The organism is Comamonas sp. SY3 (assembly GCF_041730275.1).
GTDB classification, from domain to species: domain Bacteria; phylum Pseudomonadota; class Gammaproteobacteria; order Burkholderiales; family Burkholderiaceae_C; genus Comamonas; species Comamonas sediminis.
Genome location: NZ_JBGTYN010000011.1, coordinates 23,422 through 37,244, shown reverse-complemented (window position 1 = coordinate 37,244; position 13,823 = coordinate 23,422). Strand labels below are relative to the sequence as shown.

Below are 13,823 nucleotides of genomic sequence, written 5' to 3'. Positions count from 1 at the left end.
CTTAGAGTCGCTAACACGGCCCAGCAAACCGAAGGTTTGCGGTTGAGACGAGGCGCCAAGCCGCAGGCAGTACAGACGTACGACAAGGCTTGGTAACGACGTATCAAGGGTTGTGTTAGCGACTCTTATTCGCCGAGCACGGCCAGCGCGAGTTCCAGGCCAGAAACAAAGGCGTCTTCGACTCGGTAGCCCAGGCACCAGTCGCCGCACAGGCCAATGGCGCTCTTGGCGTTCCACAGATGGCTGCGGGCTTGGCCCTTCGCATCCTTGGGCAGGGGGTTGATGGTTTTCGCATAGCCCCATTGCACAACGCGGATGTCGCTGGGCGTGGCGCGGATGCGGGTCAATTCGGAGAAGGCCTGCAGCATCTTGGCGGCGACGCGCTGGGGTTCATCGTTCTCATGCTTGCGCGCCCAGTCGGGGCTGGCCTGCACGGTCCAGCGCTCGACCTTGCCGCGGCCGGGCTTGGACGACTCACGCGAGAGCCAGGTGATGCGGGGGTGTTCGGTGCGCGCGGCATTCCACTGCGGGCCCATCGTGGTGATGCTCGGATCGACCGCATGGGCAAAGGTCAGCAGCAGGGTCCAGCTCGGGGCGATGTAGACATCGGGCAGCTGCCAGTCAGCGGGCACATGGGTTTCGCTGTCCGCCAGAAGCTCCTGGGCTTCGGGCGACGGAATGGCCAGCACGACGCCGTCAAGGCCGGCGTAGACGTGGACGCCGCCATCGACGTCTTCGGTGCGCAACTGCCACTGGCTGGGGTTGAGTGCATCGCGCTCAAAAGCCAGTGCATATTCATTGAGGCGAACGGTCAGCGGCGCGGACCAGGACGCGAGCAGACTGTCCATCGTGGGGACGCCCACCAGATGGGCTTCCATGCCGCGCTGCGTGGTCACGGCGACCTTGCCGGTCGCATCCAGGGTGCGGATGGCATTGACGCTCCATTGGCGGGTGACATCGGGGGTGGTGTCCAGCGCCAATTGGAAGCGCGGGTCGCGCACCGTGAAGAACTGGGCGCCGACATCGAAGCTGCCGTGCGCGCTGTGGCGGCTGGCCATGCGGCCACCCACCTGGGGTTGGGCTTCGATCACGGTGACCTGGTGGCCCGCCTGCTGCAAGGTGCGTGCGCAGACGACGCCCGCCATGCCGGCGCCTACCACGGCATAGTGCTTGCGGGTGGCCAGAACAATATGGGAAGAGGAGGCTGATCGTTTGGGTTTGGGGGGAATGCGAGAAGACATGAAAGACTTTCTGTACTGTTTCGACAAACGATAAGGCATCACAGATGGCTGCAGGTGCAGCGGCATCTGGAGAACCACTCTACACGGTGTGCATGCCCATTTTGCTCAGGATTTATCCCACATAGTGATTGCTCAGCAAAGAAGTGCGTGTGGCCTCGGACTGCAACTGGTCGAGCCACCACTGCAAAGCCTTGCCCGGATTGGTGCCGCGCCAGGCGTAGCGCAGCTTGATCTTGCGCGGGGGACGCATCAGTTCGCGCTCCACCAACTGGCCGCTGCGCAGATAGGGCATGGTCATGTTGTCTGGCAGAAAACCGCCTCCGATGCCGCGCAGCTGCGCCTGCAGCTTGGCCTGCATGGTGTCGACGGTCAGCACATCCTGGCCGTTGAGCACGCCGATCGTCTGGCCATTTCCGCTGCGCGAGGAATCGGCCACGGCGATGATGCGGTGCTGGCGCAGCACCTCGTCGCTGATGGGTTGCAACTCGTCGGCCAGGCGGTGGTGCGGGGCGACGACATAGCGGAAGGTGATCTCGCCCAGGTCCAGCTGCTGCAGGCCGGCGACGTGCGATGCATCGACGGCAATGCCGATGGCCAGATCGGCGCGGCCCGAGCTGAGGGCTTCCAAGGTCCCGGCCAGTATGGAGTCGGTGATCTTGAGCCTGGTGGGCGGCGCGATCGTGTAGAAGGCCTCGATCAACTCCAGCAGGGTGGTGCGCGATATCACCCCGTCGACGGCAATGCGCAGCTCGGGCTCCCAGCCGGTAGCGACGCGGCGTACGCGGTTGGCAACGGCATCCACTTCCGACAGCAGGCGCGCGCCTTCGCGCAGCAGCTCCTGGCCAGCCTCGGTGGGTCTGGCCTGGCGCGCGCTGCGGTCAAACAGCAGCACATCCAGGGCATCCTCGACCTGGCGGATACGGTAGGTGAGCGCGCTGGGCACCAGACCCAACTGGCGTGCTGCAGCGGCAAAGCTGCCGGAGTCCGCCACCAGCTGGAGCAAGGCCAGGGTATCGGGGGTGAGGACATCGCGGTCACGCAACAAGGCCATTTTGACGGTTCTTTCCTACATGCAGCCCTGGGCAGATCGGTAAATCTTCGCTGCTGAGGCCGGCTTGATTCAGGCTTGACGAGATCGTGGCAACGTTCTGGAAAAAGCCCATCAGAATTTTTGAATGATGCCATCAAAACCGCTGCCCCGCAGGCAGATGCTGCGGTTTTACAGTCTTGGACATGGTGATGAACAGCGCAATGTGCGCCGTTTGCCAGACAGGAGATCAAAAATGTTGATGGTTCGTAAATCTGCCGATCGTGGCCATGCTGACCATGGCTGGCTGCGCTCCAACCACAGTTTCTCGTTTGCCGGCTACTACGACCCCCGCTTCATGGGCTGGGGCAATCTGCGCGTGATCAATGAAGACCGGGTGGCACCGGGCAAGGGCTTTGGCACCCATGGCCACCGCGACATGGAAATCATCAGCTATGTGCTGGAAGGCAACCTGGCCCACAAGGACAGCATGGGCCACATCGAAGGCCTGCCACCGGGCGATGTGCAGCGCATGAGCGCCGGCACCGGCGTGCAGCACAGCGAGTTCAACCATGCCAGCGGCCAGGAAACGCATTTTCTGCAGATCTGGATCGAGCCCGATCGCAAGGGCATTGCGCCCAGCTATGCACAAAAGACGTTTGCGGATCCGGACAAGCGCGGCCAGCTGCGCCTGGTGGTGTCGCCCGATGGGGCCGACGGCTCGCTGACGATGAACGCCGATGCGCGCATGTATGCCGGATTGCTTGACGGCGATGAAGAGGCCAGCCTGCGCCTGGCGCCCGGACGCAAGTCCTATGTCTATGTGGTGCGGGGCGATGTGTCGGTGAACGACACGGCGCTGCACACCGGGGATGCGGCCTATCTGGACCAGGAGACATCGCTGCGCCTGGCGCAGGCCCGCGATGCCGAAGTGCTGGTATTTGATCTGGCTGCCTGATGCACAGGGGGCGCTGCCATGGAGGGCCGCCCCCGTGTGGCGCAGGTGTGGGTGTTGGTAGTAGTGGTGGTGTTATTTCAAGGAGAAAAATATGAATGCTTTGCAAAATCCTTTGGCCCTGCTGGGCCGTATCCTGATTGCCTGGTTCTTTATCATTCCAGGCTGGGGCAAGTTGACCGGCTTTGCCGGCGCCGTAGGCTATGCCCAATCGGCAGCCATGCCGATGCCCGAGGTGGGGGTGGCCGTGGGCCTGGCGATCGAGATTCTGGGTGGTCTGGCGCTGCTGCTGGGCCTGGGTACGCGCTATGCCGCAGCCATTCTGGCGGTCTTTACGTTGGCTGCGACCATGATCTTCCATGCCTACTGGTCGGTTCCCGCCGAGGCTGTGATGGTCACCAAGCTGCTGTTCAACAAGAACATCGCCATCGTCGGCGGGCTGCTGGCCTTTGCCGCCTTTGGGGCCGGCGCATGGAGCCTGGACGCCAAGCGCCACGCTGCTTGATCGCCTGCAGCATGCCGAGCCGGGCAGCAGCCTAGCGGTCAGGTCTCGGTCTTGAGCGCCGTCTTGCGCAGGCCGTCATCGACGGCGCGGCGCTCGTCAAACACAAAGCAGCTGCCCTGGTAGCCGCTGCCATCGGTTTCCTCAAAGTACTTGAGGATGCCGCCTTCGAGTTGGTAGACATGCGTCAGGCCCTCTTCCTGCATCAGGATGGCGGCCTTTTCGCAGCGGATGCCACCGGTGCAGTAGCTCACCACGGTCTTGCCGGCCAGCTCCTCCCGGTGCGCCCGCAGCTGTGCGGGGAACTCGGTGAACTTGCGCAGCCGCCAGTCGATCGCGCCGACAAAGGCGCCTTCGTCCACCTCGTAGTCGTTGCGGGTGTCCAGGGTGACCACCGGGCGGCCCTGGTCATCATGGCCTTGCTGCAGCCAGCGCTGCAGATCGCGGGGGCTCACCGATGGTGCCCGGCCATGGGCAGGGCGAATGGCCGGGTGGTCCATGCGGATGATCTCCGGCTTGACCTTGACCAGCATCTTGCGGAACGGCACGGTCTGCGACCAGCTCTCCTTGGGCTGTACATCGGCAAAACGCGGGTCCTGGCGCAGCTCATCCACCCAGGCGTGTACTGCCTCGGCGGGCCCGGCCAGAAAGAAATTGATGCCTTCCTCGGCCAGCAATACCGTGCCCTTGAGCGCCAGATCGGCCGCGCGCCGGGCGAGCAGCTCGCGCAGCGCCTCACAGTCAGGCAGGCTGATGAACTTGTAGCAGGAGATGTTGAGAATCGAGGACACGGTGGTTTCTGGCAAAGCTTCGGGGATGAAATAGCCGCCTGTGCCGGAGTGCATGGCGGGCGGCTATTTTAGCCAGGGTAGCGCTGGCCGCTGGTCAGGCCCCTGTGGCAGGGGCCCGAATCGCTAGATCGCATACTCGATGCCGTCATCGCTGTGCGCGCGGTTCATCGCTTGCAGAAACTCGGCATCGGTGCGGTACATGCGCAGATGCGGATTGTCTTGCAGCAGGCCGGCGCGTTGGAGGCGGGCTTCGACGGGCAGCTTCATGCCGACGATATGCAGCATGCCGCCGCGCTTGGCAGCCATGCGCTCCAACCGTACAAACGCCTCCACACCGGTAATGTCGATCTGGTTCATCGGCTGGGCCAGCAGCGCCAGTTGCCGGTAGTGCGCGTGCTGGGTCCACAGGTTGGCGGCGCGCTCCTCGAGCGCTGCGGCCGATGCAAAGTCCAGCTCCGAATCCATGCGCAGGGCCAGCAGGTCCGGGGCCAGCGCAGGCAATTGCCACAGATGGCGGTCGCGCAGGCTGCCGTCCGGGTGCAGGCCGACCTCCACAATGCGCGGGTGCAGCCGGTTGTAGAGAAAGTAGCAGGAGCTGAGCAGGATGCCCGAGAGCACGCCCCAGTAGATGCGCGGTGCCGTCAGCAAGGTGATCCCGAAAGTGGCGACCGCAATACATCCTTCGACGCGCGAGATCTTGAACAGATAGAGCAGGGCACGCGGCTTGACCAGGTTGGCGACGGCTGTCATCACAATCGCGGCCAGTGCCGCCTGCGGCACATGGTAGAGCGCCGGGATGAACCACAGCACCACGCTGACGACCAGCAAAATCGAGAACACATTGGCGTAGCCGGTCTTGGCACCAGCCAGCAGATTGACGGCCGAGCGCGAGAACGAGGCGCTGGTGGCAAAGCTGCCGAACAGGCCGGCGCTCATCTTGGACAGGCCTTGCGCCACCAGCTCCTGGCTGCTGTCCCAGCGTGTACCCGCCTGTTGGTGCTCGACCTGGGCGCTGGAGGCGGTCTCCAGCGCGCTGACCAGCGAAATCACCAGCACCGGCATGACGAGCAGGCCAAACTGCGACCAGTCCAGCATCCCCGGCCAGACAAGGTGCGGCAGGCCAGTGGGCAGGTGGCCGACTACCGCGCCGCCTTTGTCGGCAAAGTCGGTCAGCCAGCTGATCAGCCCGGTGCCCGCGATGACGAACACCGCCGACGGGAAGGCCGGGCGCCACTTCTTGCCCAGCACCAGGATGGCGACGCTGGCCAGTCCCAGCAGGATGGAGCGCCAGTCAAACAGGCCGAGCGACGGGTTGTCCCAGACGGTAGCCCAGTCGCTGCGCATGCCCAGCAAACTGGGCAGTTGCGAGGCCAGGATCAGCAGCGCGGCAGCCTGGGTGAAGCCGGCCAGCACCGGTGAAGTGACCAGGTTCAGCAGCCAGCCGGCACGCACCAGGCCCAGGCTCAGTTGCACCAGGCCGGCCAGGATGGCCATCCAGGCGGCCAGCACCACCCACTGGGCCGAGCCCGGTTCGGCCATGCCGGTCAGCGATGCACCGATCAGCAAGGCGCTGAGTGCAGTGGGCCCGACACCCAGCCGAGGGGACGGGCTGAAAAGAATGGCCACGGCCGCCGGGATCATCGATGCATAGATCCCCGTGATCAGCGGCATGCCCGCCAGATGCGCGTAAGCCACCCCTTGGGGCACCAGCATCAACCCGACCGTGATGCCGGCCATGAATTCACCACGCAAGAGCTGTGGGGTAGGCCTGGGCCAGCGCAGGAACGGAAAGATACGGTGAATCAGGGTGGGCTGCATGGCTGCATTGTCGCCGCATCAACCCCGTCTTGCAGCGTGTCTCCTGCGCCCGCGCGACTGCGGGCAGTGGCCTGGGCCATCCCTCGGGCTGATCGGCGGCCGGAGTTTGTGAAGCATTGCCAAGCCCTGGTATCTGATCGGTATCGCTTGCCGCAGCTTGTTGCAATGGCTTGGCAAGCTGCGGCCGCGCCGCGACAATCGTCAGCGCAGACCAGGCCTTGTCTGCGCGCCGCCGCTGCTTGTATCTGCTTGCCTTTGCCTTTGCTTTCCATGCCCATGATCCGCCGCTTCACCCCGCTTCAAGCCATCGCCATCGCAGCGCTGGTGCTCGCTGCGCTCGGCGCTGGCCTGGTGGCACTGTGGCAGTCCGGGGCCTTGCAGCAGGGCCGGGGCTGGAGCCAGGGGCTGGCACACACACTGGACGCCTCGGGCCAGCGGGCCAGCCAGGCCGTTGAGCGCGCAGCCCAGTCCAACCGCCAGCGCGCCGATGACGATGCGATCACCTCCCAGGTGGTGGATGCGCTGGCCGCCTCGCAAAGCCCTGACCTGCTGGCGCTGCAGGTGGAGACCTCCCACGCAATGGTCACGTTGCGCGGCACGGTCTCCTCCCAACCGCTGCTCGACCGTGCGGTGGCGATTGCGGGCAGTGTGCTGGGGGTGCATGGCGTTTTCAGCCTGATCCAGGTGCATGCCGATGCGCTCGGATGAGCAGCCCTGCCGTGCGGCAGTCCCTGCATGGCCCATGGCATTAGTCCCCGTGTGGCCCGCCTCCATGGCAGTTGGCCGCATAATGCCGCCCAACACCGAAGGTGCCGGTTTTGCATGCAGAACCGGGCACCGCTCTTCATATCCGGCAGCCTTGGGCCTGCCTTTCTCTACCTCCGTTTGCCGCCATGCACCAGCACGACCACTCCCATGACCACGACCATGGTCACTGCGACCACGCGCACTGCCAGCACCACCATGCCCAAGGCCCCAAGCATATTTATGTGTACTCCCCATCGGGGGCGGTGCGTGACAAAAAGGCGTTCAAACGCGCGGTGAAGCGCCTGGAGGCCATGGGGCACCAGGTGGAGGTGGACCAGGATGCGCTCGCCTCCAGTACGCGTTTTGCCGGCGACGATGACACGCGCCTGGCGGCGATCACGCGCGCCTGCCAAAGCGGCGCCGATGTGGCCATGATCAGCCGGGGCGGCTATGGACTCTCACGCCTGTTGCACCGCCTGGACTATGAACAGATCGCCCAGGCCGTCGCCTCCGGCACGCGTTTTGTCGGACTGAGCGATTTCACCGCATTCCAATTGGCGCTGTATGCCAGGACCCGCGCGGTGACCTGGGCCGGCCCGGCGCTGGTGGGCGATTTTGGCGCCGAAGAGGGCGTCGATGACATCATGCAGGATTGCTTTGAAGACCTGCTGAGCGGGGCTGGCGAAGGCGCTGGCTGGCGGCTGGCGCCGGAAAAGGCGGGCACGGTGACGGGCGCGTCAGCCTCGGACGATGTCTACATCCCCAAGGCGACGCTGTGGGGCGGCAACCTGGCGATGATCGCATCCCTGGTGGGCACACCGTACCTGCCCAAGGTCAAGGGCGGGGTACTGTTCATCGAGGATGTAGGCGAGGCGCCCTACAAGGTGGAGCGCATGCTGACCACCTTGCTGCACGCCGGCGTGCTGGCCCAGCAAAAGGCCGTGGTGTTTGGCCAGTTCAGTGACTACCATCTCAATGCGCATGACAAGGGCTTCAAGCTGGCCAGCGTCGTGCAGTGGCTGCGCACGCAGATCGAGGCGCCGGTGTTCACCAACCTGCCTTTTGGCCATGTGCCGACCAAGGTGCTGCTGCCGGTGGGCGCCCAGGTTTCGCTGAGTGTTGAAGGCCGGGATGCATTGATTTATTGGGGCCATCAATAAGCATCCACCGCCAGCAGCCGCAGGCTTTGACCGCGATTTGTCACAGGCTCCATGTGTTGGAATCTTAACAATTCGTAAGCTCCACGACAGGCTCAAGACTGGTCGGGCATGCTGGTTTGCAGTGTAATATGCATGGTCGCCATTGATGCATAGGCCGGCGTTGCTCCTGGGGAGGAGGTAGCGACGGCCGTAACAAGAAAATCCATGACAACTGTCGCCACCGTGGTATTCATCGATATCTCGGGCAGTACCGCATTGTTCGAAACTTTGGGCAATGAACGCGCTGCGCGAGCCGTCGCGGGCATGACGGACGCTTTCAAGCAGGTCGTCGTGCAGGCGGGGGGCCGCGTCATCAAAACGCTCGGCGATGGTGTGCTGGCCATTTTCAACAGCAGTGCGTTGGCCGTCAGCGCCATGACGATGCTGATGCGCCGCCATTACGGGCAGTGGGATTCGCTGCCCCCCTCCCAGAAATTCCATGTGCGCGTGGGCATGAGTACCGGTGAAGTGGTGCTGATGGAAGGCGACTGCTATGGCGACTCGGTCAACATGGCGGCGCGTCTGTGTGAGAAGGCCGGCCACCGCGAGGTCTGGGCTGCAGCCTCGACGATGGAGTCCGGCGCCCGCGCCGACACGGTGTTTGTGCCGATGGGCTGGATGGATGTGCGTGGCAAGGCCGAGCAGCAAATGCTCTACCAGGTGCAATGGATCGAGCCGGAAGCCCAGGACGTCGTCACCGCCTACGACTCGGTATTGCCGATGAAGCCCGAAGCCGTGGTGCAGATGCGCTTGCGGCTGGCATCGGGCGGCCTCGAGCGCTTTTTCAGCACCCAGGAGATGCCGATCTTTGTCGGACGCTCATCCGATTCGGAGTGGGTCGTGCTGGACCGGCGTGTCTCCCGCCAGCATGGCCGCATCGACTGGCGCAGCGGCAATGTCATCTACACCGATCTGAGCCGCTATGGTACCTGGGTGAGCTTTGGTGCCAACCCTGCCACCGCCGTGCGGCGCGAGTCGGTGCAGCTGCACGGGATGGGCGTGATGTACTTTGGCGTGTCACCCGAGGACCCGACCGCGCCGAGCACGGCGTTCTCGGTCACGCCGGTCTGAGGCATACCCCTGGCTGGCGCATCGATAGGCGTCGCCGGGCGCAACGCCGGTGTGTTCATGTTTACGGCGCTTGCAGCGCGGCCAGTGCCGTCTCGATGCTTGCTGCCGTCGTGGGCCGCACCACGCGCGCCACTTCCTGCCCATTGCGCAGCATCACCAGCGTGGGCCAGAGCTTGATGCGGTAGCTGCGGCCCAGCGGTCGGCCTGGGCCGTCTTCCACTTTCAGATGACGGATATCTGCGCGCGGGGCCAGCGCCTGCTCGATCAAGCCTTGTGCCCCCAGGCAATGCGGGCACCAGGGGGTGCCAAATTCCAGGACGGTCAAGCCCGCTTGGGTATCGATGTCGGAGCGCTGGGGCTCCTGGCTGAGGTGCTGTGCCGAGTAGGTCAAAAGGCGGCTCCAAGGTGGGAATGCTGATCTGGTCTGTTATAGCACCGGCACAGTCCGTGTCCGTCAGCGCCAGTCACTTGTGCGGCGATGGCATGTCCTGCAGACGAGCCAGCTCTTCGGGCGTATTGGCGTTATAAAAGGCCTGGGCATCGTCAAATGGCACGAGGCAATGGCCATGCTGCGCTGCCCATTGCCGCAGTTTGCGCCCGCCACCGGCCACAAATTGCCGCACGCTACCCGCCAAGCTGGCATGGATCAGGCAGAACGTGGGTTGCAAAACCGGGCGTGTGCTGCCGGCCTCATCGGGCGGGGTGCAGGCCATCGCAATCGGGCAGCCCTGGGCGGCAGTGGCCTGCGCCAGGCGCCGGGCCAGGTCCTGCGGAAAATAGGGTGTGTCGCAGGCCACCGTCAACAGCCATGGCGTTTGGCAGGCCGCCAGGCCGGCGGCAAATCCTGCCAACGGGCCTGCGTAGGCTTCGGTGTCCGGCAAATGCAGGTCTGCCACTACCGGGTAGCCCAGCGCGCGGTAGGTATCCAGGTGGCGATTGGCGTTGATGAGCAGCGGGCCCACTTGGGGCTGCAGCCGTTGGGCGCAATGCCATGCCAGCGCCTGGCCGCCCAGCAGTTGCAGGCCTTTGTCTGCCCCGCCCATGCGCGAGCCCTGGCCGCCCGCCAGTACCAGGCCGGTGATTTGTTCAGGGGGAATGGCGACGACAGAAGAGGGCATGGTCGGCAAAGGCAGCAGGTACTCAGGCGATCTGGTGGTGGCATCCATCAGAAGGGCGCGATGGCGCTGTCAGCCACCGATATAGCTCATCTCCACGCGCTGGCGCTGCTGGGCGATCTCGGGGTGTTGGCTGCGCTGTTCGCTATAGTTGTCGCTGCGCTGGCCCCAGACCTGGGCAATGGCCTGGCGAATATCGCTGTCGCTGGCGCCATTGCGCAGCAACGCGCGCAGGTCCCAGCCTTCGCTGGCAAACAGACACAGAAACAGCTTTCCCTCGGTGGACAGGCGTGCGCGGTTGCAGTCGTGGCAGAAGGCGTGCGTGACGCTGCTGATCAACCCAATCTCTCCCAGGCTTGGATCATGCCGGCCGTTGGCACCGACATAGCCCCAGCGCACCGCCGTCTCTCCAGGCGCAGTCGCGGACAAGGGGGTCAGTGCAAAAGCCGACTGCAGGCGCTCCAGCACCGCATCCGAGGGCAGCACTTCTTCAAGCCGCCAGCCATTGGTGGCGCCGACATCCATGAACTCGATAAAGCGCAGGGTGACGCCGCTGCCGCGAAAGTGGCGCGCCATCGCGACGATCTCGTGGTCATTGACACCCCGCTTGACCACCATGTTCACCTTGATGTTGGCAAAACCCACGGCCTGCGCGGCCTCGATGCCCTGCAGCACGGTGGCGACCGGAAAGTCCATGTCGTTCATCTGGCGGAACAGCGGATCGCTCAGGCTGTCGAGGCTGACGGTCAGCCGCTTGAGCCCGGCGTCTTTGAGCGCACGGGCCTTGCGTGCCAGAATGGAGCCATTGGTCGTCAAGGTCAGGTCCATCGGCGCGCCGTCCAGCGTTTGCAGCTCGGCCAGCTGGGCAATCAGCGCTTCGAGGTTTTTGCGCAGCAGCGGCTCGCCGCCGGTGATGCGCAGCTTGCCGACGCCAAGTTGCGAAAACAGGCGAGCAGTACGGGTGATCTCCTCGAAACTGAGCAAATCGCCATGCGGCAGATACACATGGTCCTTGTCGAACACATCCTTGGGCATGCAGTAGCTGCAGCGGAAATTGCAGCGGTCCGTGACGCTGATGCGCAGATCCCGCAGCGGCCGCTGGCGCAGGTCGTGCACCGCATTGCCGTGCGGCAGTGCGACGCCGGCCGGTGCGGGCATAGCCAGACCTGCATCGCGCAGACGCAGGTCAACCAGGGAAATAACAGGACGATCCATGGCCGAATGGTACTAGAGGGCGCCTTCCGATGTGGCCTTGCGGTTATGCGCTGCCTTGCCAAGCAGCAAAAAGTACCAATCCCCGGTTGCCGGTGGCCCGAGTTGGTGTATGGTTCGCCCCCTTGTTCTCTTTTGCTTTGCGTGATTTTTGCCATGACCTTGCCCAGCCATTCCTCTTCTTCACCCGCCCCATTGGATGTCGCGGTTATTGGTGGCGGCCCGGCTGGCTTGATGGCGGCGCACCGTCTGGCGCAGTCCGGTCTGCAGGTGACGGTGTATGACGCGATGCCGTCGGTGGGGCGCAAGTTCCTGCTCGCCGGGCGCGGCGGGCTCAACCTCACCCATTCGGAGCCGATGGCACCGTTTGTCGGGCGTTATGGGCGTCAGCAGGCGGTGGTCGCATCCTGGCTGCAGTATTTTGGCGCTGCCGAAGTGCAGGCCTGGGCGCAGGATTTGGGTGTCGAGACCTTTGTAGGCACCTCGGGCCGGGTGTTCCCGAAAGACATGAAAGCGGCGCCGCTGCTGCGCGCCTGGCTGGTGGCCATGCGGGCTGCAGGCGTGCGTTTTGCAATGCGCCACCGCTGGCTGGGCTGGGATGATGCAGGCGCGCTGCGCTTTGCGGTGCCCGATGGCGAGACCGCCGTGCAAGCCCGGGCCACCGTGCTGGCGCTGGGCGGAGGAAGCTGGGCACGCCTGGGATCGGACGGCGCCTGGATGCCGCTGCTGGCGCAGGCGGGGGTCAGCACCGTGGCACTGGAGCCCGCCAACTGCGGTTTTGATGTGCGCATGCTGCCATCGGCCCATGGCGAGACCGCACCCGGCTGGTCGCCATTTTTTGCCAGCAAGTTTGCCGGCCAACCCTTCAAATCGGTGGCCATCCGTTTTGACGATGGCAGCGAAGCGGGCTTTGCACGCCGAGGAGAATTTGTGGCGACTGACTCGGGCGTGGAAGGCAGCCTCATCTATGCGGTGTCCGCTCCGCTTCGCGAGGCCATCAAGGCCCAGGGGAGTGCAACGTTTTTTGTCGACTTGCTGCCCGATCACAGCGCGGAGCGCGTACTCGCCGAGGTCCGCCACCCGCGCGGCTCGCGCAGCCTGGCCAGCCACCTCAAGGGCCGGCTGGGGCTCGACGGCATCAAGGCGGCACTGCTGTTCGAGGTGTTGGGCAAGGAGGGCATGCAGGATGCGCAGAAACTGGCAGCCACCATCAAGGCGGCTCCCATCACCGTCACCGCTACCCGCCCGATGGATGAAGCGATCAGCACTGCCGGGGGCGTGGCGTTCTCCGCGCTGTCGCATGACCTGATGTGCCATGCCCGGCCGGGGCTCTTTTGCGCGGGCGAGATGCTGGACTGGGAAGCGCCGACCGGTGGCTATCTGCTGACCGCCGCGTTGTCGAGCGGCGTGCGCGCGGCGCAGGGTGTTGCGCATTTTCTCAAGGGCTGATCCCACCGCAGCGGTAGCAGCTATGCGGACGCTGCGGCCAGCCCGTTCTTGAAATGCAGCTTCACGCAGGCGCGTGCTGCCTGGCTGTCATGCGTGGCCAGCGCCTGCATCAGCGCACGGTGCTCCTGCAGCGATTCCTCGATGCGGCCGGATTTGAACAGCGAGTTGTGGCGGTTGAGCTTCATCACCTTGCGCAGGTCGGCGACCATCTGGCTGAGCCATTTGTTGTCCAGCATCTCCAGCACGCGCATATGAAACTGCTCATTGGCCATAAAGAACGCATCGCGCTCATGGACGGCAGCTTCCAGCGCGTCGTGCAGGCCTTGTAGCTCAGCGATCTGCTCGGCGCTGGCGCAGCTGGCCAGTTCGGCGGCCGCATCGCTTTCCAGCAAGGCGAGCAGGTGGTAGACCTGGAGCAGGTCTTTTTGCGACACCTCAGTCACATAGGCGCCACGGCGCAGCTTCATGGTGACCAGGCCCTCGGTCGCCAAAACCTTCAAGGCCTCGCGCAAAGGCGTGCGGCTGATGCCTATTTCTTCGGCAATCTTCAACTCATCGATCCAGCTGCCCGGCGGCAGCTGGTGCGCAAAAATGCGTTGCCGCAGTAGCTCGGCAACGTCCTGGTACAGCGCGCGTGGCGCAAAATTGGGGAGGCTCATCGGTGGCGCCATTGTACAGAAGGCGACTGAAATTCAA

At 64.3% G+C, this 13,823-nt stretch carries 14 protein-coding genes; 6 read left to right on the top strand and 8 right to left on the bottom strand.

Features of this window, described 5'->3' with window-relative positions:
* Positions 1–125 precede the first annotated feature (125 nt).
* The gene (locus ACCQ08_RS15150; protein ID WP_312457785.1) at positions 126–1,241 is read right to left on the bottom strand and encodes an FAD-dependent oxidoreductase; all 1,116 of its coding nucleotides are present in this window, start codon (positions 1,239–1,241) and stop codon (positions 126–128) included.
* Between the two features lie 112 nt (positions 1,242–1,353).
* Positions 1,354–2,286 (bottom strand): LysR family transcriptional regulator, encoded by a 933-nt coding sequence (locus ACCQ08_RS15145; protein ID WP_239812687.1) that lies wholly within the window; start codon positions 2,284–2,286, stop codon positions 1,354–1,356.
* Between the two features lie 238 nt (positions 2,287–2,524).
* On the opposite strand from ACCQ08_RS15145, the gene ACCQ08_RS15140 reads away from it, so the two are divergent.
* Positions 2,525–3,226 (top strand): pirin family protein, encoded by a 702-nt coding sequence (locus tag ACCQ08_RS15140; protein WP_373450267.1) that lies wholly within the window; start codon positions 2,525–2,527, stop codon positions 3,224–3,226.
* Positions 3,227–3,317: 91 nt separating this feature from the next.
* The gene (locus tag ACCQ08_RS15135) at positions 3,318–3,728 is read left to right on the top strand and encodes a DoxX family protein (RefSeq protein ID WP_373450266.1); all 411 of its coding nucleotides are present in this window, start codon (positions 3,318–3,320) and stop codon (positions 3,726–3,728) included.
* Between the two features lie 38 nt (positions 3,729–3,766).
* On the opposite strand, the gene ACCQ08_RS15130 is transcribed toward ACCQ08_RS15135, so the two are convergent.
* Together ACCQ08_RS15130 and ACCQ08_RS15125 are read right to left on the bottom strand one after the other, a co-directional pair.
* Positions 3,767–4,516: a sulfurtransferase gene (locus tag ACCQ08_RS15130; RefSeq protein ID WP_373450311.1), complete on the bottom strand. Its 750-nt coding sequence runs from the start codon at positions 4,514–4,516 to the stop codon at positions 3,767–3,769.
* A gap of 123 nt (positions 4,517–4,639) precedes the next feature.
* Entirely contained in the window at positions 4,640–6,334 is a 1,695-nt protein-coding gene (locus ACCQ08_RS15125) for a SulP family inorganic anion transporter (RefSeq protein WP_312409053.1), read from the bottom strand.
* 270 nt (positions 6,335–6,604) lie between these two features.
* On the opposite strand from ACCQ08_RS15125, the gene ACCQ08_RS15120 reads away from it, so the two are divergent.
* The 3 genes from ACCQ08_RS15120 (at position 6,605) to ACCQ08_RS15110 (ending at position 9,351) form a co-directional block, all read left to right on the top strand.
* Positions 6,605–7,042 (top strand): BON domain-containing protein, encoded by a 438-nt coding sequence (locus tag ACCQ08_RS15120; protein ID WP_373450265.1) that lies wholly within the window; start codon positions 6,605–6,607, stop codon positions 7,040–7,042.
* A gap of 185 nt (positions 7,043–7,227) precedes the next feature.
* Positions 7,228–8,241 carry an LD-carboxypeptidase gene (locus ACCQ08_RS15115; RefSeq protein ID WP_373450264.1) on the top strand — a complete coding sequence of 338 codons (1,014 nt, stop codon included), beginning with the start codon at positions 7,228–7,230 and terminating at the stop codon, positions 8,239–8,241.
* A 204-nt stretch (positions 8,242–8,445) separates the two neighbouring features.
* Positions 8,446–9,351, top strand: a complete 906-nt coding sequence (locus tag ACCQ08_RS15110) for an adenylate/guanylate cyclase domain-containing protein (protein ID WP_312409055.1) — start codon at positions 8,446–8,448, stop codon at positions 9,349–9,351.
* Between the two features lie 61 nt (positions 9,352–9,412).
* Here ACCQ08_RS15110 and ACCQ08_RS15105 read toward each other — a convergent pair whose 3' ends face one another.
* The 3 genes from ACCQ08_RS15105 to moaA form a co-directional block, all read right to left on the bottom strand.
* Positions 9,413–9,742: a thioredoxin family protein gene (locus ACCQ08_RS15105; RefSeq protein ID WP_239811921.1), complete on the bottom strand. Its 330-nt coding sequence runs from the start codon at positions 9,740–9,742 to the stop codon at positions 9,413–9,415.
* Positions 9,743–9,815: 73 nt separating this feature from the next.
* Positions 9,816–10,469, bottom strand: coding sequence for a molybdenum cofactor guanylyltransferase MobA (gene mobA, locus ACCQ08_RS15100; RefSeq protein ID WP_373450310.1), 654 nt, complete (start codon positions 10,467–10,469; stop codon positions 9,816–9,818).
* A gap of 69 nt (positions 10,470–10,538) precedes the next feature.
* Complete coding sequence (moaA, locus tag ACCQ08_RS15095) at positions 10,539–11,681, bottom strand: GTP 3',8-cyclase MoaA (protein WP_373450263.1); 1,143 nt, start codon at positions 11,679–11,681, stop codon at positions 10,539–10,541.
* 153 nt (positions 11,682–11,834) lie between these two features.
* Here moaA and ACCQ08_RS15090 point away from each other — a divergent pair, with 153 nt between their 5' ends.
* Positions 11,835–13,127, top strand: a complete 1,293-nt coding sequence (locus tag ACCQ08_RS15090) for a TIGR03862 family flavoprotein (RefSeq protein WP_312409058.1) — start codon at positions 11,835–11,837, stop codon at positions 13,125–13,127.
* Positions 13,128–13,147: 20 nt separating this feature from the next.
* Here ACCQ08_RS15090 and ACCQ08_RS15085 read toward each other — a convergent pair whose 3' ends face one another.
* Positions 13,148–13,786, bottom strand: coding sequence for a GntR family transcriptional regulator (locus ACCQ08_RS15085; RefSeq protein WP_239811924.1), 639 nt, complete (start codon positions 13,784–13,786; stop codon positions 13,148–13,150).
* Positions 13,787–13,823: the final 37 nt, after the last annotated feature.